Raw genomic sequence first — 19,021 nt, forward strand, 5'->3', positions numbered from 1 at the left:
GCGGACGTCGAGATCGTGGCCTACTGCGGTGGCCCCTACTGCGTGGTCTCCCCGGAGGCGGTGCGGCTGCTGCGCGACCACGGATTCCGGGCACGTCCGCTGGAGGGCGGACTCGCCCGCTGGCGTCGTACGGGCAACCGGCTGCGGACCGGTTCCACCACCTCGGGCCTGTGACGGATCCGTGGAACCGCGAGGACGGCGACCATCCGAGGTCCTCATGACGCGGAGATACCGGTCGACAGGGGGAGTACGGCCTTCACGAGTGTGCCGCCGCCCGGTGCCGGGCCCACCACGCAGCTCCCGCCGAGTTCGCGGGCGCGCTCACGCATCGAGACGAGACCGATCCCCGGCCGGGGAGCCGGGGGCGGCCCGCTCCCGTCGTCGCGGATCCGGACCGTGAGGAAGGAGTCGTCACGCCGGAGCGAGATCGTCGCCGTGCGAGCCCCGGCGTGTCGGCGGACGTTGGTGAGCGCCTCCTGCGCGATGCGGTACGCGGCCACCTCGACGGCCGAGGGCAGGCCGGACAGGTCGCCCTCGGTCTCGACGATCACCGAGGGCCCGTTGTCCGCCAGTGCCCGTACGGCCCCGGCCAGGCCGAGCGTGTCCAGGGTGGGCGGGTGCAGGCCGTGTACCAGTTCTCTGATCTCCTGGCCGACCGCGTCCATGCCGTCGCGCAGTTCCGCCAGGAGGCGGTCGGTCGAGGCGGGGGCGGTGCGCAGGCTGATCCTGGCCATGTTGACGACCATCGCCATCTCGGTCAGCGCGTGGCCGAGCCCGTCGTGCAGATCTCGGCACAGTCGGCGGCGCTCTTCTGCACGGACACGTGCCAGCACGGTCGTCGGCGTGCCCTCCGGATCGGTGACGGCGGTCACGGCAACTGCCAGATGCCGGAGAGCACCGCGGTCAGAAGCAGTGTCGCGCCGATCCCGAGCCAGAACCCACGCCGGACCGAGTCGCGCAGCATCGCCAGCGCCGCCGCTCCCAGGCTCAGCGCCAGCAGGTAGACCGCGTGCCAGAGCGCCGACCCCTCGGCCTCCTGGAACGTCCACACGGGGGAGGTCCACAGCACGAACTCCACGAGGAAACCAAGGAAGCGCTCGGAGCCCTGGTAGACGATGTAGTTGAAACCGACCAGCACGAACATGACCGCGAACGGCACGCCCCGGTGGGGTGCCCAGTGGGCGGTCGCGGTCCCCAGGAGCGTGGCTCCGAGCACGCACAGCGGCCCGGCGGCCATCTCCCACACCGTGGGAGTACGTCCCAGGTCCACCTGGAACGTCAGGCAGAGGCGCAGCAGCACCGCCTGGAACAGGCAGGCCAGCACGAACGGCCCGAGGGCGACCAGGCAGGCGGCGGCCGTACGGTTCGCGCGGTCGACCGGGGCGGTGGACAGCAACTCGTCCGTGCCCGCCCGGTGCGCCGCGGTGCCGATGAGATTCGCGGCGAAGAAGGCAGGTACGCCCCACATCATCACCATCTGAGCGGTGATCACCCTGAAGGAGTCCTGCGGCCACTCCCAGGTGTGGCCGAGCAGCACCGCCGTCATCAGCGCGGGCCCGAGCAGGGTGAGCGGGTGGCGGAGCAGCCGCCGGAGCTCGGCGTAGGCCAGCGTGGGCACCGCGTGACGCGTGGTGGCGGGCCACCGGCCGGCGAGCGATGACGAGCCTGTCATGACAGTCCTTTCCGCGGCCGGATGGCCGGTCCGCGTGTCCGTACCCGGGGCGACGCGCCCGCCCGGGATGGTGTCCGCGTCCTCGTCCGTCCCCGGCCCGCCTGCCGGGGACGGGGTCCGTGGTCGCACGTCATGCCGTCGCCGCCGTCTTGTCGCCGAGCAGCAGCAGGTAGCCGTCCTCCACGGTCGGCTCGGCCGGCCGGGCACCCTCGGGAGCGGGCCCGATGTTGCGGAACAGCCCGTCGCCGGTACGCCAGGAGAGCACCCCCGACTTCTCCGCCGAGAACCAGACCCTGCCCTCGGCCAGGGCCCGGACCTCCTCGGGCGTGCCCTCGAACACGCACCGTCCCGCCTTGAGCACGACCACCCGGCTGCACAGGGCGGAGACGTCCTCGGTCTGGTGGGTGGAGAGCACGACGGCGCGGTCCTGTCCGATGTGCGAGATCAGCTCGCGGAACCGGAGCCGCTGCTCGGGGTCCAGGCCGACGGTCGGCTCGTCCAGCAGGATCAGCTCGGGGTCGCCGAGCAGCGCCTGCGCGATGCCCAGTCGCCGCCGCATCCCGCCAGACAGCGTCCGGATCCGTTTGCCGCTCACGGAGGTCAGCCCGACCTCCTCGATCACCCGGCGCACCTCGTCGTGCCGGGCCCGCCGCTCCACCATCTCCTTCAGGATCGCCACGTAGTCGACGAACTCGAAGACGGTGAACCCCCGCTGGTATCCCGGCTCCTGCGGCAGGTATCCCAGCCGTCGCCGGATCTCCAGCCGGTCTCCGGCCGGGTTCCTGCCGAGCAGTCTCAGCTCGCCCTCGTCCGGGGCGAGCACCGTCGCCAGCATCCTGATGAGCGTGGTCTTGCCCGCGCCGTTCGGCCCGAGCAGGCCGGTCACCCCCTTGCCCACGGTGAAGGTGAGCCCGTCCAGGACCCGGTTGCGGCCGTAGGTCTTCACCAGGCCGACTGCCTCGATCATGAGAACTCCCTGCGGCGAAAGAAGAGAAGCGCGACGGACACGAAGGTGACGACCAGGTAGCCCGCCTGGCCGACGCCGCCGAACATCGCCAGGCTCGGCTCGCGAAGGTTGACGGAGACGACCACGACCAGCCAGGTCGCCGCCACGGCGGCCCCGCAGTGGCGCGGATCGAACCGGCTGGACAGGGCGAGGGTCAGCGAGGTCAGGGCGAGCGAGGGCAGCAGCCACGCGGCCGCGGTCCAGTCGTGGTCCAGCAGGCCGAGGCCCATCACCAACGCCAGCGCCGACGAGGACGTCAGCACTGCGGCGGCGCGTATCAGCATCAGCCGGAACATCGAGTACGGAGCCGCCAGGCCGATCTCGTGGGCCGGATCACCGTCCCTGCCGAAGGCCACGGCGACCCCGGCGACCGGCAGGATCGGGGCCAGCGTGAGATAGACGAGCAGCCCCCATCGCGTCGTCTCTCCCGAGGCCAGCGCGGCGAACAGGAGCGCCACGGCGCTGGCCGCGATCCACGGCAGGCGTAGCGAGTGGGCGGCGCCCAGCAGCCGGGCCGTGTGCTCGTGGACACCGATCGCCCGCAGCAGCCGCTCGAACGGTCCCGGCACGGGCGCGTCCACCGCGTCGGCCACCTCCGCCCAGACCCGGTCCAGCCGGGAGCGCGGCACCTGGGGCGCGAGCAGGCTCCGGCATTGATCGCAGGCCAGCAGGTGGGCCTCGACCGAGGCGGCCAGGGTCGGGTTCAGCTCCCCGTCGGCGTACCTGACGGCCAGGCCGTCGTCCATGTGCCAGGTGCTCATGCCAGTTCCTCCCTCAGCAGTGCCTTCGCGCGCATCATCCGGGTCTTGACGGTCCCGGCGGGGATGCCGAGCAACCGCCCGGCCTCACGGGTGGTCAGGCCGTCCAAGACCGTCGCCTGGACCACGGCGCGCAGCTCCGGGGAGAGCCGGCCCATCGCCTGGCCGAGTTCGCCGTACTCGATGCCGAGCAGCACCTGCTCCTCGGCCGAGACCATGACCTGCTCGTAGGCGGGCAGTGGCACCGCCGGACGACGGCGGAGCTGGTCCAGCAGACGGCGGATGCCGATGCCCCAGATCCACGCGGCCACCTCCCCTTTGCCCTTCCAGGTGCGTGCCGTACGCCAGACGGCCACGAAGGTGTCCTGGATCGCCTCGTCCACCAGCGCCGGATCGGCGCATCGGCGGGTGAGCCGGATGACGAGCCAGGGTGCGTGCCGGGCGTAAAGGACCTCCAGGGCACGGCGGTCCCCGTCGGCGACGGCCTCGAGCAGTCGAGCGTCCGTCCAGCTCTCGTGCTCACTCATGGGAGCCCCTTCAACGGTGTCATGCCTCTCTGTCGCATCGGGCCGCTCCAGCGGTTCACGGTTTGGTGGTGTCCGGCGCCGTACGGGTTCGCCGTGTCCGGAGATCCGAGGTTCGAGAGCTCGGAGGCCGGGTGATCAGGGGGCTGTCGTGTTCGGCGGCCCCGGTGGTTCATCGCATGGAACGAACCGAACGCGGTGTTACGTCCGACAAGTGAGGCATGAGAAGGAAAATACTATTTTCGCTGGTGGTGCTGTCCACGGTGTGCGCCGCGGCGTCGTGCTCGCCGGGGGTGCCGCTCGACAGGCCCCCCGGCACCGGGAAAATCATCGTCGACGCGGACATGGGCGAGCTGAACGACGACGCGCAGGCCATGTTCCTGCTGGCCGCCGCCGAAGGGGTGGAGGTGCTCGGGGTCACGACCGTGGGCGGCAACACCTGGCCGGAGGAGGGCACCGCGTACGCGCTGCGCCAGCTGGAGCTCATCGGCAGGGCCGACATCCCCGTGGTGACCGGCGAGACCAACACGCCGGAGCCGAGGGACGACTACGCCGGAGCCCTGGACCGGCCGCGACCGGCGTCCCACCGCGCGCTGGCCACTCCACCGCACGGTGGCTACGCGACGACCCGGCCCGCGGCGGGCAGTGCCTCCGACTTCATCGCCGACCAGGTGCGGCGCCACCCCGGAGAGGTGACCGTCTTCGCGCTCGGCCCGGCCACCAACCTGGCACGCGCCGTACGGGAGCATCCCGAGATGGTCCCCCTGGTCAAGGAGGTCGTCTATCTGGGAGCCGACACCGAGGGGGAGGAGTTCAACCGCTGGTTCGACCCCGAGGCGTCCCGGGTCGTGTTCGAGGCCCCGTTCCGGCGCGAGCTGGTCGTCACGCTGGAGGCGGCGCAGCGGCTCACCCTGGACAGGCGGACCTACGAGCGGGTGGTCGCGGGCGAGGAGACCCCGGTCAGGAGGCTCTTCAAGGAGCTTCAGGGGCCGCTCTTCGCCGGTGACCCGGGACATCGGGCGTTCGTCTGGGACGCCGTGGCCGCGGCGGCCTTCCTCCGTCCCGAGATCGTCTCCGACTCGGACGGCCGCACCGTGCTGGAGGTGGACCGGGACCGGTTCTGGGACCTCTACGTCACGCGGATCGGCTCGGCCACGCCGTGCTGCGGACCGGGCTGAGGGAGGTCACCGGGGCAAAGGCGCCTTCCCTGCGACGGGCCGTGAACCGGAGCCTGTGGCACCTCAGGTCTCACCGGGCACCAGCCCGGGATTGACCGTGGCGTTGAACTCTTCGTCCCGGAGCTGATGAATCGCGTTGGCCACTCTTTCGACGTGGTTCGACATCTGTCGCTGGGCCTGCTCATGGTCGCCGGCGAGGATGGCGCGCAGTACCGCTTCGTGGTCGCGCTGCGACAGCAGGCGCTGCTCGGGCTGGGTGCGTGACTGGTAACGCAGACGATGGACGGGGAACTCGAGCATCTTCCAGTGCGCGAGCAGCAGCTCGTTCCCCGACTGTTCCACGATGCCTCCGTGGATCTGCGACTCGGAAGGGTTTCCCGCGCCTCCCCCGGGTGTCTCGTCGTTCCCGAGGTCGTGCGCGTCCGGGTCGTGCACGGGGCAGGCGAGCTCCAGCAACTTCATGATCTGGTCGCGCATGCCGGGCTCGTTGATGCGCTGGGCCGCGAGTCGCGCGGCCATTCCCTCGACGGCCATGCGGACCTGGAACAGCTGGGCGATGTGGTCCCTTGTCAGTATCCGAACGCTGGCACCCCGGTGAGGGTTGATCTCGATGGCTCCCTCGGCCGCCAGTCGCCGAAGCACCTCCCGCAACGGAACGCGGCTCACCCCGAGCTCGGCGGTCAGCCGCGCCTCGGTGAGCCGCTCGCCCGCGCGGTAGTGGCCCGTGCGCAGGTGCTCCGACATGGTCTCGTAGATGTAGTCGGTCACCGACACCTGTCGGCCCCCGTCCGCACGGGTCTCACCCGCAACCGACTGACCGGCCCTTCTCAATCGACTCTCCATCTCCGGAACTCGCATCCCCGTACCTCATCTTGTTAGTCAATCCTCGCTAGAGCGTACCGTCAAGCATTTGGATTCTCTCAAGTTCTCGTACATCGGCAGACTTCTCGCACATCTACCGCAACCCCTTGACCCCCCGAGTGACCTCGGTTACATTCGCGATTGTTATACAAAGAAGGGAGAAGCTGGTTGGCGACACACACTCAGGCCCGCATGCTGGCGCCTCGCGGCATCGGTCACCTGCTCTCTGACGCGGCGGCGTCGCATCCGGACGACGTCGCCCTCGTGACGACCCCCCGGACACTCACGTACGGTGAGCTCGATGCCGCTGCGGCCCGGCTCGCACACGCTCTGACCGAGCAGGAGATCCAGGTCGGCGACCGGGTCTCGATCTACTCGGAGAACCGATGGGAGTGGATCGTCGCCTACCACGCGGCGATGAGGATGGGGGCCGTGGTGAACCCCGTCAACATGATGCTGACGGCGGAGGAACTGGCCTACGTCGCCAACGACTGCGGGGTGAAGGCACTGTTCGTCAGCGCCTCCACGGCCGTGGCTCTCGGCCCCCTCAGGCAGGAGGCGCCCGGAATCAAGACGGTCGTGTCCTTCGACGGGATGCAGGAGGACGTCCTGGCGTTTGACGACCTGATCCGGGGAGACCTCTGCCTGGAGCCGGTGGACGTCGACGTGGACACGACGTCGACGATCGGGTACACCTCCGGGACGACCGGCCATCCGAAGGGCGCCTCACAGAGCCATCGCGCCGTGATGACGAATGTCGCGCTGACCGCGACCATGCACGTGCGTACCGCCGCGGATGTGATGGTGACGGCTCTCCCCGCCCCCCATGTGTACGGCAACGCGGCGATCAACGCGACGTTCCTCGCGGGCGGCACGGTCGTCCTGATGGCACGTTTCGAACCGGCCCAGGCGCTGGGGCTGATCGAGCGGCACCGGGCGACGATGTTCGAGGGGGTTCCGACGATGTACGCCATGATGTTGAGCGATCCGGCGCTGGAGTCCGCGGACCTGACGTCGCTCACGCGCTGCACGGTCGGCGGGCAGACGATGTCGGCGGAGTCGATCCGCTCCTGGGAACGACGGGCTGGGGCGCCGCTGCTGGAACTGTGGGGGATGACCGAGATCTCGGGTCTGGGAGCCACCCACAGCCCGTACGCGACCAACGTCCACGGATCCATCGGAGTGGCTCTGCCGGGCATCGAACTGCGTGTCGCCAACACGCACGGCGACGAGGTCCCGACAGGGGAGCACGGTGAGCTTCATGTCCGAGGGCCGATCGTTATGCAGGGCTACTTCGGCAATCCGGAGGCGACGGCCGAGGTCCTGCTCGACTCCGGCTGGCTACGCACGGGAGACATCGCCTATCGCGACGCCTCGGGCCACTATTTCGTCGTCGACCGGGTCAAGGACGTCATCATCACCGGTGGCTACAACGTGTATCCCGCCGAGGTCGAGAGGGTCATCGCATCCCATCCGGATGTCTCCCTCGTCGCGGTGGGCCGGGAGTTCGATGCCGTAAAGGGTGAGCTGGCGGTGGCGTACGTGGTGCCGCGTGGCGACGCCGAGATCGACGAGGCGGCTCTGATCGACTACTGCCGGCCGCATCTCGCCGCCTACAAGCTGCCACGCCGGGTGGTTCGCGTCAGCACCCTGCCGATGACGTCGACCGGCAAGATCATGAGGCGCAGCCTCGGTGCCGGATCCAAGGAGAGCCGGTGACCAGCTGTCGGACGCCGGTACTGATCATCGGCGGCGGACCCGTGGGCCTCACGCTGGCCATCGACCTCGGCCGTCGCGGAGTGAGCTGCCTGCTCGTCGACAAGCGCCCGGAACCGGGATTCCTCCCGAAGATGGAACGTTGCAACGCGCGGACCATGGAGCACTTCCGGCGGCTCGGCATCGCCGACACGGTGCGTGCGGAAGGATTCCCCACCGACTCCCCGATGGATGTCTTCATCGTCGAGTCCCTCGCTCGGAAGCCGTGGCTGCACCATCCGTACCCGAGCGTCGACGAGCTCAAGGCGCGGGCGCGAGCCGCCAACGACGGCTCACTTCCCGCGGAGCCCTACCAGCTTGTCTCGCAGTACCGGCTCGAACCGCTGCTGCGGTCGGTCGCCGAGGGCATCGACGGCGTGACGGTGCGGTTCGGGCACGCCTTCGAGTCACTGGAGCAGCGTGACGACACCGTGATCGCCCGGATCATCCGCGACGACGGCACGATCATGACGGTCGAAGCCGACTACCTGGTCGGGTGCGACGGTGCGAACAGCACGGTCAGGGACTGCATCGGAGCCAGACTGGAGGGAACGCCGGATCTGGGCAGGCTCACCCAGGCCCTGTTCCGCAGCGACGATCTCTTCGACCGGATCCCGATCGGCAAGGGACGCCACTACCACGTCGTCGACGACAAGTTCACCGCACTCGTGGTCCAGGGCGACCGGCGGCACTTCAGCCTCCACTCCATGGTCGACGAGCCCGGGCAAATGGAAGAGCTTTTCCGCACCGTCGTGGGGTTCCCCGTCGAGTTCGAGACACTCTACGTCGGGCAGTGGACGATGCGCCTGATGCTCGCCGACCGCTACGCCGACCGGCGCGTCTTCCTGGCCGGTGACGCGGCTCACCTCGTCATCCCGACCGGCGGGCTCGGGATGAACACCGGGGTCGGGGACGCGATCGACCTGTCCTGGAAACTCGCGATGACCATCCAGGGCAGCGGCGGCGGTGGCCTGCTCCCGACGTACGAGCTGGAGAGACGACCGGTCGGGCAACGGAACATCGAGGCGTCCCGGAAGGCGTTCGTAGGCCGCAGCTCGTGGCGGAGCACCTTCACCCCCGAGATCTTCGACGAATCATCCGCAGGCGCCGCCGCAAGGCGGAATCTGATCGAGGTCGCGGACGTCGAGCAGCGCAAGAGCAACGACCTGCTCGGCATCGAGCTCGGATACAGGTACGACGGTTCCCCCCTCATCGTCCCGGACGAGTCGATGACCTCCGATCCCGACAGCTTCGGGTACACGCCCTCGACGGATCCGGGAGTGCGTCTGCCGAACCATTACCTACCGGACGGCACGGCGGTCAACGACCTGCTGGGGTGGGGATTCACCCTGCTCACGTCCGTATCGGCGAGTCGGGAGGCAGAGCCGCTCATCGACGCCATGGCCCGTCTCGGCTCGACACTCGGCCACGTCGTCGTCGACGACGAGTTCGCGGCGCGCGCGTACGGCTACCCCATGCTGCTGGTGCGGCCGGATCTTCATGTCGCCTGGCGTGGCCACCACCCCCCATCGAACCCGAATGAACTCGCCTCGACTGTCTCGGGCATCATCGGGACGTAATAAGTAGGAGAACGAAATGAAACACCGACTGGCCTCGAAGATGAGCGCGTGCTGCGTCCTGCTCCTGCTTGGCACCGGCCTCGCGGCCTGCGGTGGCGACACCACCGTCGAAGGCGGGAAGAGCGTCGTCCAGCTCGGGATCGTGTCCGCATCCATGGCACAGGCCCCGATCTACGCCGCCATCGACCAGGGCTACTTCGACGACGCCGGTATCGAGATCAAGATCACCGACTTCTCGGGGGGCGGCACCCAGCCGCTGTCCGCACTGGCCTCCGGCGACATCGAGGTGCTCTCGACGGGCGTGCCGCCCTTCGTCGCGACGATCGCCAGCGGCGCCCTCACCGGCAAGTTGTTCTACCAGTTGTACGACGCGCCGTTCGACGTGATCGCCAACAAGAAGATCTCCTCGCTCGACGAGCTGAAAAAGGGCAGCGTCGCCATCAGTAACAACGGGTCGCAGGATCAGATCTGGTTCCAGTACGCGGTGTCCAAGGAGGGACACAACCCGGCCGACTTCACCTACGCCGTCGGTGGGGGAGCTCCCCAGCGTCTCGCGGGTGTGATCAGCGGAGCCTTCGACGGGGCCGCGCAGGCCACCCAGATCCGGTCGCAGTACGAGGGCAAGACGAACATCCTCATCGACAGCGAGAAGAGCGGCAACCACCTGCCGGCGATTCTCCTCGGTGCCGCCACCAGCTATCTCGACAAGAACGGCAAGACCGTCGCAGGCTTCGTCGGAGCCATCCAAAAGGGCACCAAGTACGTGCGTGAGGCCTCGAACCGCGCGGCCGTGGTCAAGCTCTGTCAGACGTACACCAAGAGCACCGAGCAGGTGTGCGAAGGGTCATACGACCCGTACATCGAGGAGCCGAGCGGCATGACGTGGTCGGCCACCGGCGAGGTCAACGAGGCGGGCATGAAGGACGTGGTGGAGGCCACCGCGTCGGTTCTTCCGAACGTCAAGGGCGTCAAGGCCGAGGACATGTACACCAACGAGTTCACCAAGGCGGGCAAGTGATGATCGGCATGCACGAGAGGAGTTCGGCCGAGACCTCCGCCGAGCCGTCGGGTCTCTGGACCGACGCGAACGGCATCCAGACCCACTACCTCGATGTCGGCGAGGGGGATCCGGTCCTGCTGCTGCACGGTTCGGGCCCGGGTGTCACGGCCTGGTCGAACTGGCGCAGCACGATTCCATCACTCTCAACCACCTTCCGTACCATCGCCCCCGAATATGTTGGATTCGGGCAGACGGCGCGTCCCGAAGGGCTCGTCTACGGTGTCGAGACCTGGACGCGTCACGTTCTGGACTTCCTCGACGCTCTGCTGCTCGACCGGGTCCGGATCGTCGGCAACTCCATGGGCGGAGCGATCGCACTGCGCATCGCCAGATATCACCCCGACCGGGTGTCGCAGATGGTGCTGATGGGATCGGGCGGACTGGAGCCCAAGCAGATGTCTCCCGGCCTGCGTCAGCTGCGTGACTACGAGCCGACCCCGGAGAACATGCGCTCGCTGATCGCCGACACGTTCCTCTACGACAGCTCCCTGCTGACCGAGCAGTTGGTGCACGAGCGCTACGAGTCGAGTCGCCGGCCCGGAGTCCACGAGACGTACCGGAAGATGTTCCACGACGCGGGCCACCAGGGCAACGAGCACTGGCTGCCCCGCGACGAGATCGCGTCCGTTACCACCCCGACGCTCGTCGTGCACGGGCGCGAGGACCGGGTCATCCCCTGGGACGTGGGTCAGGACCTCTTCCACCTGCTGCCGAACGCGACGCTGCACATGTTCTCCCAGTGCGGACACTGGGCGCAGATCGAGCACGCCGGCGAGTTCAACACCGTCGTCGGAGAGTTCTTCCGCTCCGCGCCGGGCACGGGAGAGCACGGTTCGGACAAGGGGCGGTGAGGACGACAGATGGCTGAGCTGCTTGGCATCGGCATCACACACTATCCGCGCCTGGCCGGGCCGGACGACCAGATGACGGCGACGTTGAGGAGGACACTGTCCGACCCCGGCATCCCGGCACAGCTGAAGGATCCGGCCTCGTGGCCGGAGGACATGCGGGCCGAGTGGGGCGACGACCAGGGGACGACGGCTGCCGCGGCGCACCGCGAGCAGCTTCGGGAATCCTTTGCCCGGGTACGGGCGGCGATCGATAACTTCAGGCCGGACGTGGTCGTCATCTGGGGTGACGACCAGTACGAGCAGTTCCGCGAGGACATCGTTCCCCCGTTCTGTCTCTATGCGCTCGACCGGTTCGGCTTCCAGCCCTGGCGCGAGGCGAAGTACGCCAACGCTTGGGATGAGCCGGCCGACTTGACGCTGAGCTATCCCGGCGCGCGCGACATCGGCCGCCGGCTCGCGGGCGAGCTGCTCTCGCGCGGATTCGACCTCCCCTACGCGTACAAACTCCGTGAGGATCGCCCCGTTCCGCACGCCTTCGGGAACTCACTGCTCTACCTGGACTCCGATCGCACCGGGTTTCCGTATCCGGTGTTGCCGATAAGCGTCAACTGCTACGGAAGCGCGGTGATCAGTCGCAAGGGTGGGGTCGTCCAGATGTCGGAGCTCGGCGATGTCGTCGCCGACCCCCCGGGCCCCACACCCCAACGGTGCATGGAGCTCGGTGCCGCGGTCGCCGAGGTACTGGCCGGCAGTGACCTTCGGGCCGTTCTGCTGGCGTCGTCGAGTTGGTCCCACGCGTTCCTCAACGACCGGTCGATGCACCTGTGGCCCGACATGGAAAGTGATCGCGAGTATCTCGCGGCCCTCCGGGCATCCGACTTCGACACATGGAGGGGGGCCTCGACGGGTGACCTGGAACTTTCCGGTCAGCAGGAGATGCTGAACTGGCACTGCATGCTCGGTGCCGCCGAGCGGGCGGGCCTGAAGACCGAGTGGGCCCACATGGTCGAATCGTGGATCTTCAACTCCAGTAAGACCTTCGCGATCCTGCGATGAACACCACAGCCTGTCGCACTCCCCGCACCTTCACGAACGAGAACGCGGCCGGTCGGCGAATGTCGCCGCTCCTCGACGCGCACAGTCATGTCGTGCCGGCCGGTCTGCCCTCGTTCGATGATATCGACAGCCGGCTGCCCCGCACGGTGATCGACGGCGAGAGCGCCAATGTGATCATCGGAGAACGGCCGTTCCGCACAGTCAGCCGGGTGGCGTGGAACCTCGATGCACGCCGCGTCGAGATGCGCGGGCACGGTGTGGACGCCGCGGTGCTCTCACCGATGCCCGAACTGTTCTGCTACTGGTCGGACGCCGCGGTGACCCGCGGATACTACGAGTCGGTCAACCGGTGGATCGCGGCGAGTGTCGAGGAGCATCCCGCCGTGTTCCGGGGGCTTGGGATCGTGCCCCTGCAGGATCCGGACCTGGCCTGCGAGATGCTCTCGATGTTCGCCGAACTCGGTCTGGTGGGCGTCGAGGTGGGCAGCAACGTCAACGGACGCTCGTTCGCCGATCCGCTTTTCCGTGACTTCGTAGACGAGGCTGCCCGACTGGGCCTGGTCGTTTTCGTCCACGCGTTCCATCCTCCGTACGCGGCGACCCATGTCGCTCCCACCGTCGACATCGCGGCCACCTACCCGCCGGAGATCGCGTCGTACGTGCTCTCGCTGGCCGCGCGGGGAACGCTGGCACGTCTTCCGCACGCGAGGCTGTTCGTTAGCCACGGCGGTGGCGGCGCGGCCTGGGCGATTCAGAGGCTTGAGTGGTTGTGGAACACCGACCCGCAGGCACGGGACCTCATGGGCATATCACCTCGGCAGACGCTTTCCTCGCTCTACTTCGACTCGGTGGTCTTCGGCGCTCGGGGACTGCGCCAGCTGGTCGACGTGGTGGGGGCGGACCGGGTCTGCGCGGGGTCCGACTACCCCTTCGTCCGGGAGCCCGCCGACTTCAGCCTCGTCACCGACGGGTCGTTCACCCGCGACGAGATCGAGTCGATGAGACACCGCAGCGCGGGCGACCTGTTCCGCTGGCATCCGCCACTCCAAGAACGAGGAAACACATGATGTCCATGATCGAACGATTTTACGATCTTCCGGGACCGGGCCATCTGAGCGGCCAGCCCAAGGCGGTGCGCTGCGGTGACTTCGTCTTCTTCGCCGCCATGCGAGGAGTGAACGAGGACGGCTCCATCTCGGACGACCCCCACGTCCAGGCCACCCGGCTGCTGGAGATCCTCCGGGCGCAGCTGGAGGCACTCGGTCTCTCACCGGCCAACGTCGTCAAGGCCGGTATCTACCTCAAGGACATGCACCGCACCCGTCCGATCCTGAACAAGGTCTGGGCGGCCGAGTTCGGCGACGAGCAGCCGGTCCGCTTCGCGGTCGAGGTCAGCGACATGGGGGGCGAGGGTGACAGCACGCTGATCCTGATGGAAGTCGTGGCTTACCACACGTCCACCCCCTCTTCCGGCGAGACAAGCCGTCGACCGTCGGCACAGTGACAGGGAAGTTCGCGTGACAGTTCAGACAACAGACAAGAAGTTCCCCGTAGAACCCGAAAAGCCGGCCGGGCGCCGACGTGAATCGACCGTTGCCGGCAGGCTGGTCACCAAGAACCGCCTGCTCGGAGTCGCGGGAGTAGCACTGTTCCTGGCCGTGTGGCAGCTCGTGTGGTCGCTGGGCCTGGTGGAGCCCATGTTCTTCGCCGGTCCCGTAGACGTCGTTCGGGAACTCGTCAGGCTGTTCGCGTCGGGCGAGATCTGGCCGGACATCGAGGTGACGTCGATCGAGTTCTTCCTCGGAATGGTCATCTCCATTGTCCTCGGTGTCGTGGTCGGAATCTTTTACGGGGCCTCCGAAAAGGTTCACGCCGTGCTCTCGCCGCTGATTCTCGGCTGGAACGCGACACCCCAGATCGCGCTGGTCCCGGTGCTCACGCTGTGGTTCGGCATCGGCACGACGTCGAAGGTCGTTATCGTCGTGCTGAGCTGCATCGCGATCATCATCCTCAACACGGCGACGGGCATCAAGACCCGCGAGGCGCGGCACATCCGCCTGGCGAAGAGCTACAACGCCAACCAGTGGCAGCTCGCGTGGAGTGTCTCGCTTCCCCACGCGCTGCCGTACATCGTGACCGGCGTCAGGCTGGCGATCGGACGCGGCCTGATCGCGGTCGTCGTCGCGGAGCTGCTGTCGTCGCGAGCCGGCCTGGGCAACAGGCTGGCGAAGGCGAGCTCGAACTTCGACATCGCCCAGCTCTTCGCCGTCGTCATCATCACCGCCACCATGGGGATTCTCCTGGCGGCACTGGCAACCAGGACGGAAAGGAAGCTGGCGGCATGGCGGGCGTAGCCAACTCGAACGACACCGAAGGAGCGGTCGTGACGACGAAGCCCTCAAGCCTTCGCGCGGAGAACATCTCGGTCTCCTACCGCTCCGACGATCAGATCACGTCGGCGATTCAGGGGCTGGACCTGGACGTCGCCCCGGGTGAGTTCGTGTCCGTCGTCGGGCCGAGCGGGTGCGGCAAGAGCACCCTGCTCATGGCGCTCGACGGGTTGATCCCCATCGATTCCGGTGCGATCTACGTCGCGGGCAAGAAGGCCTCCGCCCCGGGACCCGACCGGGCCGTCGTCTTCCAGGAGTCGTGCCTCCTGCCGTGGCGGACGGTCATCCAGAACGTCAGGTACGGGCTCGACATGACGAAGGTCGGCAGCAAGGCAGAGCGAAACGACATCGCTCGCCAGCATGTGTCGCTTGTCGGCTTGGAGGGATTCGAGGACTACTATCCCCACCAGCTCAGCGGCGGAATGCAGCAGCGGGTGAACATCGCGCGGGCACTGGCGCTCCGTCCCGAGGTTCTCCTGCTGGACGAGCCGTTCGCGGCACTGGACGCGCAGACACGCGAGACGATGCAGGCCGAGCTGCTCCGGATCTGGGAGACACACAAGATCACAGCGCTGTTCATCACGCACCAGATCGACGAGGCGCTCTTCCTGTCGGATCGGGTCGTGGTGCTCAGCCAACGTCCCGCCAAGGCGATTTTGGATATCCAGGTCCCCTTTGGGCGCCCGCGTCCGCTGGAAATCAAGAGGACTGACAAGTTTCACGACCTGGAGAACGAGATCTGGCAGTTGTTGAGCCAGTCGACCGCGGAATCGCACGCCGAGGTGGCCGAGAGCCGGCGGGGAGCCTAGCGATGCCGGTACGCCGACCGATGACGCTGGTGGAGAAAGTGCTGGCCAGGGCCTCCGACGAGCTCGAGGTGGTTCCCGGGCAGATCGTACGTCCGGTCCCGGATCTGGTGACCTTCCACGACGGATACGCCGAGCTACTCACCCGTCAGTTCGAGGCGGTCGCGCTGGAACGCCTGGCCGACCCCGACCGGGTGCTCATCTCCACCGACCACAACGTCTCGTACGAGAACGAGATCGCGGCCACTCGGGGCCGGATGCTGCGAGAACTGGCGAGACGGTACGGCATCCGCCAGTTCTACGACTGCGGTCGCGGCGGCCACGGCAATGTCTTTCCCGTCGAACGTGGGATCGTCGGACCGGGCCAGTTCGTGTTCGCAGCCGACGGCAACGCGACGAACTTCGGGGCGGTCGGCTGCGTCGTGATCTGCCTGGGCAGCGAGATCCTCTCGGCTCTGGCCCTGGGAACGAGCTGGGTCCAGGTACCGGAAACGGTCCGTGTGCGGCTCGTGGGGCAGCTTCGCGAGGGAACCTCTCCCCGCGATCTCTCGATGTGGGCGCGCACGCGACTTGAGGCGGTGCTGAGCGACGCCGACCACTTCGACGCGGTCGAGATCGGCGGGCCCGGCGCCGAGGCGCTCAGCCTGGACGCTCTGGTCACGTTGTGTAACAGCGTGACGTCCGCCGGACCCGCAACGGTCGTTGTCGAGCCCACGCCGGAGCGGTGCGAGCGGCAGTCACGAGCCGGCGGCAGGGAGTTCGAGCGGGTGGTCTCCGACGACGATGCCCGGTATCGGGAAGTCGTCTCCCTCGACCTGTCAACGCTCGAACCACAGATCGCGGCGCCCGACGGCCAGGGTCTCCGCGATCTCACGACGCTGCGGGGCCACAGGATCGACCAAGCGGTGATCGGGTCATGCGCCTCAGGAATGTACGAGGACATGCTCGCCGCGGCGCGGGTGCTGGCCGGCGGACGCATCGCCGATCACGTGCGGCTCATCGTGACGCCGGCGACTCAGGACACCTACGATCGCTGCCTCGACGAGGGGCTGCTGAAGATCTTCCGGGACGCGGGGGCGATGGTGACCGAGCCCGGCTGCGGACCGTGTGCCGGAGGCAGGGCCGGCGCCCTGGCCGGAGGAGAGACGTCCATCGCCTCGATCAACGACAACCAGCAGGGCAGGCTTGGCGCGATGGGGGCTCACATCTACCTCGCGAGTCCGGCGACGGTCGCCGCGTCTGCTCTGGCCGGAGAGATCACCGACCCACGGGACGTGCGCTGATGGACACCATTACCACCCGGCTGAGCGGTCGGGCCTGGTGTTTCGACCGGGATCTGCCGTCTGATGGAGGAGTGCTTCCGCTGCGTTTCGCCATCCAGAGGATCGCCGACGGCGAAGAGCTGCGTCATCACCTGTTCGAGGGGGTCCGGCCTGGCATCGCGGAAAGACTGAACCCCGGCGACATCCTTGTCGTCAACGGGCACTTCGGCACCGGCAAGCTGCACGTTCAGCCCTTCCTGGCACTCAGGGCGGCGGGCGTTGGAGTGGTCGCCCGCTCACTGCCTCACCTGGCGGTCCGCCGCCTCGTCGCCGAAGGCATCCCGGCGGCGACCCTGCCGGGAGAACAGCTGAGCACGATTGAGGACGGAGACCGCCTCACCGTGGACTTCGCGTCGGGAGACATCGAGAATCACACGAGGGGAGGCAGGATCGCCGCCGTGCCGTTCGATCGATTCTTGGTCGACATCGTCAGACACGGCGGGCTCGAAGGTTCCGTGCGGGCCGAGTTGAGGCGCCGCGACCGGTGACCGGTCGGGTTCACCAACCGTTTCGCGGGTCGGGAAGGTGATCCGTCGAATGGCGGATGTTCTCGAAGCGGACGGTGCAGCCCTGGCCGTTGGGTGGCTGGGGCGGGGAACCACCGATGGCGATGTGGGGGCGGAAGCCCAGCTGGATCATCCTCCTGCAGAGCCGGGCCGGGCCCTCGTCTCCACGGAGTCCCGATGGCCGGTCGCGGTGGAGAGGGTGGAGAGGGTGGAGACGAGGGCGGACGCGCGCCTGCCGGTCAGGATGTCACCGCGCACGCCTTTCCGCTGAGCTTGAAGGCGGTGGGGGCGCTGTTGATACCGGGCTGGCCGGCGATGAAGCCGAAGCTCGCCGAACCCTTCGCCGGAATGGAGGCGTTCCAGCTCGCACCGGTGACCGCGACGGTGGCGCCGGTCTGCGCGTAGGTGGCGTTCCACGCCTGGGACAGCTGCTGCCCGCCTGCGAAGGACCAGGTCAGCGTCCAGCCGTCGATGCTCCCCGTACCGGTGTTGGTGACGGTCACCTCGCCCTGGAAACCGCCCGGCCACTGGTTGGTGACCGCGTACCTCACCGCGCAACTCGCCGAGGTCGTCGGCGTGGGCGTGGGCGTGGGTGTCGCGCTCGGGGTCGGCGTCGGCGTCGGGGTGGGGGACGCCGTCGTGCCGATCCTCGCGGAGATGATCGGGGCGAGCAGGCCGGCGATCCTGATGTGCCCGGCGTCGTTCGGGTGCACGGAATCGGTCAGGTCGGCGCTGGTCAGCCAGCCCTCGGTGTTGACGTAGAGGACGTTGGCGTCGCCGCCGTCGTTGAGGGTCTTGACCGCGGCCTGGGTCTGCGCGGCGAACCGCCTGGTGAAGGTCTCCAGGGCGAAGATCACGGCTTTCGGATACGCCGCCCGCACCCTGCGCAGCAGGTTGGTGTAGGAGGTCTGGAACTCCGGGGTGTGCACGCCGTGGCCGACGTCGTTGGTGCCGAGGTTGATCACGACGGCGTTCGCCTGGTAGCGGGAGAAGTTCCAGTCGGGGGTCGCCGCGTTGGGGTTCAGCTTGAGGAACTGGTTCTCCAGGCCCACGCATCCGTCGGAGGTCGCCACCAGGCAGGCGCCGCCCTGGGCGATCTGCGTGTGCCGGACGCCGAGCCGCTCGCCGATGAGCCAGCCGTACGCGGTGAGCGCGTTCTTCGAGCTGGTGGTCCCGACGGTGATGGAGTCGCCGACGAACTCGACGAGCTTGGTGGAGAATCCAGTCGGTTATCCGGCCCCGCTGAGCGCCCGATGGCTGCGGCGCAGGAAGTCGCGTACGGCCGCGTTCTCGGTGCAGGCACCGCCGGACGACGGCCAGCGTTGCACCGCGATGGTGAAGGCGTCCTGGACCGCCTCCTCGGCGATGTCGATGTCACCGAAGACGCGGACCAGGACCGCGACCGCGCGACCGTAATCCTCGGCGAACACGCGGGCGATCTCCGAGGTGTCGGGCGTCACCGCGGGGGCTCCCCGGCTCACCGGTCCGGGCCGCCGAGGCCGGCCCCAGGCGGCCTCGGGGTGCGCTATCTGGGCACCGGTGCCTCGACGAACGGGCAGTTCGGCCTGTATCGCTGGGACATGGGGCCGAAACCCTCAGGGCCGGCGGCTCACTTCCATCGGACGATCTCCGAGTCCTTCTTCGTGCTGTCGGGGACGGTGCGGCTGTTCGACGGGAGGTCCTGGACCGACGCGAC

Annotated in this window: 20 protein-coding genes and 1 pseudogene; 12 read left to right on the forward strand and 9 right to left on the reverse strand. The window is 68.1% G+C overall.

Translation table 11 applies throughout. The annotated features are described in order from the left end of the window. Window positions 1–215: 215 nt before the first annotated feature. From ACIBH4_RS39070 to ACIBH4_RS39090, 5 genes are all read right to left on the reverse strand, one after another. Window positions 216–872: a sensor histidine kinase gene (locus tag ACIBH4_RS39070; protein WP_362501754.1), complete on the reverse strand. Its 657-nt coding sequence runs from the start codon at window positions 870–872 to the stop codon at window positions 216–218. Then, entirely contained in the window at window positions 869–1,672 is an 804-nt protein-coding gene (locus tag ACIBH4_RS39075; RefSeq protein ID WP_362770223.1) for a hypothetical protein, read from the reverse strand. Before ACIBH4_RS39075 ends, ACIBH4_RS39070 begins: the two co-directional genes overlap by 4 nt. 130 nt (window positions 1,673–1,802) lie before the next feature. Continuing rightward, entirely contained in the window at window positions 1,803–2,639 is an 837-nt protein-coding gene (locus ACIBH4_RS39080; protein ID WP_362770225.1) for an ABC transporter ATP-binding protein, read from the reverse strand. Beyond that, complete coding sequence (locus tag ACIBH4_RS39085) at window positions 2,636–3,439, reverse strand: zf-HC2 domain-containing protein (RefSeq protein ID WP_362501760.1); 804 nt, start codon at window positions 3,437–3,439, stop codon at window positions 2,636–2,638. The genes ACIBH4_RS39080 and ACIBH4_RS39085 overlap by 4 nt, the downstream gene beginning before the upstream one ends. Next, complete coding sequence (locus ACIBH4_RS39090; protein WP_362501762.1) at window positions 3,436–3,963, reverse strand: RNA polymerase sigma factor; 528 nt, start codon at window positions 3,961–3,963, stop codon at window positions 3,436–3,438. The genes ACIBH4_RS39085 and ACIBH4_RS39090 overlap by 4 nt, the downstream gene beginning before the upstream one ends. A gap of 245 nt (window positions 3,964–4,208) precedes the next feature. Here ACIBH4_RS39090 and ACIBH4_RS39095 point away from each other — a divergent pair, with 245 nt between their 5' ends. Beyond that, the gene (locus tag ACIBH4_RS39095) at window positions 4,209–5,138 is read left to right on the forward strand and encodes a nucleoside hydrolase (protein ID WP_362501764.1); all 930 of its coding nucleotides are present in this window, start codon (window positions 4,209–4,211) and stop codon (window positions 5,136–5,138) included. Between the two features lie 63 nt (window positions 5,139–5,201). Here ACIBH4_RS39095 and ACIBH4_RS39100 read toward each other — a convergent pair whose 3' ends face one another. After that, window positions 5,202–5,906, reverse strand: coding sequence for a GntR family transcriptional regulator (locus ACIBH4_RS39100; RefSeq protein WP_362501766.1), 705 nt, complete (start codon window positions 5,904–5,906; stop codon window positions 5,202–5,204). A 261-nt stretch (window positions 5,907–6,167) separates the two neighbouring features. Here ACIBH4_RS39100 and ACIBH4_RS39105 point away from each other — a divergent pair, with 261 nt between their 5' ends. The 11 genes from ACIBH4_RS39105 to ACIBH4_RS39155 are packed head-to-tail and all read left to right on the forward strand — an operon-like array spanning window position 6,168 to window position 17,307. Next, window positions 6,168–7,718 carry an AMP-binding protein gene (locus ACIBH4_RS39105; protein WP_362501768.1) on the forward strand — a complete coding sequence of 517 codons (1,551 nt, stop codon included), beginning with the start codon at window positions 6,168–6,170 and terminating at the stop codon, window positions 7,716–7,718. Next, window positions 7,715–9,334 carry an FAD-dependent monooxygenase gene (locus tag ACIBH4_RS39110; protein WP_362501770.1) on the forward strand — a complete coding sequence of 540 codons (1,620 nt, stop codon included), beginning with the start codon at window positions 7,715–7,717 and terminating at the stop codon, window positions 9,332–9,334. The genes ACIBH4_RS39105 and ACIBH4_RS39110 overlap by 4 nt, the downstream gene beginning before the upstream one ends. A 16-nt stretch (window positions 9,335–9,350) precedes the next feature. Then, window positions 9,351–10,352: an ABC transporter substrate-binding protein gene (locus ACIBH4_RS39115; protein ID WP_362770227.1), complete on the forward strand. Its 1,002-nt coding sequence runs from the start codon at window positions 9,351–9,353 to the stop codon at window positions 10,350–10,352. After that, window positions 10,352–11,245, forward strand: coding sequence for an alpha/beta fold hydrolase (locus tag ACIBH4_RS39120; RefSeq protein ID WP_362501774.1), 894 nt, complete (start codon window positions 10,352–10,354; stop codon window positions 11,243–11,245). Before ACIBH4_RS39115 ends, ACIBH4_RS39120 begins: the two co-directional genes overlap by 1 nt. A 9-nt stretch (window positions 11,246–11,254) precedes the next feature. Then, window positions 11,255–12,301: a hypothetical protein gene (locus tag ACIBH4_RS39125; protein ID WP_362501776.1), complete on the forward strand. Its 1,047-nt coding sequence runs from the start codon at window positions 11,255–11,257 to the stop codon at window positions 12,299–12,301. After that, the gene (locus ACIBH4_RS39130) at window positions 12,298–13,368 is read left to right on the forward strand and encodes an amidohydrolase family protein (protein ID WP_362501778.1); all 1,071 of its coding nucleotides are present in this window, start codon (window positions 12,298–12,300) and stop codon (window positions 13,366–13,368) included. Before ACIBH4_RS39125 ends, ACIBH4_RS39130 begins: the two co-directional genes overlap by 4 nt. A gap of 5 nt (window positions 13,369–13,373) precedes the next feature. Continuing rightward, window positions 13,374–13,805, forward strand: coding sequence for a RidA family protein (locus ACIBH4_RS39135; RefSeq protein ID WP_362770228.1), 432 nt, complete (start codon window positions 13,374–13,376; stop codon window positions 13,803–13,805). 13 nt (window positions 13,806–13,818) lie between these two features. Further along, on the forward strand, window positions 13,819–14,655 hold the full coding sequence (locus tag ACIBH4_RS39140; RefSeq protein WP_362501782.1) for an ABC transporter permease: 837 nt from the start codon (window positions 13,819–13,821) through the stop codon (window positions 14,653–14,655). A 29-nt stretch (window positions 14,656–14,684) separates the two neighbouring features. Beyond that, window positions 14,685–15,500 carry an ABC transporter ATP-binding protein gene (locus ACIBH4_RS39145; protein WP_362770230.1) on the forward strand — a complete coding sequence of 272 codons (816 nt, stop codon included), beginning with the start codon at window positions 14,685–14,687 and terminating at the stop codon, window positions 15,498–15,500. Window positions 15,501–15,502: 2 nt separating this feature from the next. Continuing rightward, the gene (locus ACIBH4_RS39150; protein ID WP_362770232.1) at window positions 15,503–16,780 is read left to right on the forward strand and encodes an aconitase family protein; all 1,278 of its coding nucleotides are present in this window, start codon (window positions 15,503–15,505) and stop codon (window positions 16,778–16,780) included. Further along, window positions 16,780–17,307 carry a hypothetical protein gene (locus ACIBH4_RS39155; protein ID WP_362501788.1) on the forward strand — a complete coding sequence of 176 codons (528 nt, stop codon included), beginning with the start codon at window positions 16,780–16,782 and terminating at the stop codon, window positions 17,305–17,307. The genes ACIBH4_RS39150 and ACIBH4_RS39155 overlap by 1 nt, the downstream gene beginning before the upstream one ends. Before the next feature lie 257 nt (window positions 17,308–17,564). On the opposite strand, the gene ACIBH4_RS39160 is transcribed toward ACIBH4_RS39155, so the two are convergent. The 3 genes and pseudogenes from ACIBH4_RS39160 to ACIBH4_RS39170 all read right to left on the reverse strand — a co-directional run bounded on the left by ACIBH4_RS39160 (window position 17,565) and on the right by ACIBH4_RS39170 (window position 18,785). Further along, window positions 17,565–18,038, reverse strand: a complete 474-nt coding sequence (locus tag ACIBH4_RS39160) for a cellulose-binding domain-containing protein (protein ID WP_362770234.1) — start codon at window positions 18,036–18,038, stop codon at window positions 17,565–17,567. Beyond that, window positions 18,015–18,515, reverse strand: a pseudogene (locus tag ACIBH4_RS39165) (GDSL-type esterase/lipase family protein); the annotation flags it as partial. The pseudogene ACIBH4_RS39165 and the gene ACIBH4_RS39160, both read right to left, overlap by 24 nt. Window positions 18,516–18,554: 39 nt before the next feature. Next, a complete protein-coding gene (locus ACIBH4_RS39170) occupies window positions 18,555–18,785 on the reverse strand; it encodes a hypothetical protein (protein ID WP_362501790.1) in 231 nt (76 codons plus the stop codon). Window positions 18,786–19,021 lie beyond the last annotated feature (236 nt).

The sequence above is a fragment of the Streptosporangium sp. NPDC050284 genome (assembly GCF_044459525.1).
Taxonomy (GTDB): Bacteria; Actinomycetota; Actinomycetes; order Streptosporangiales; family Streptosporangiaceae; genus Streptosporangium.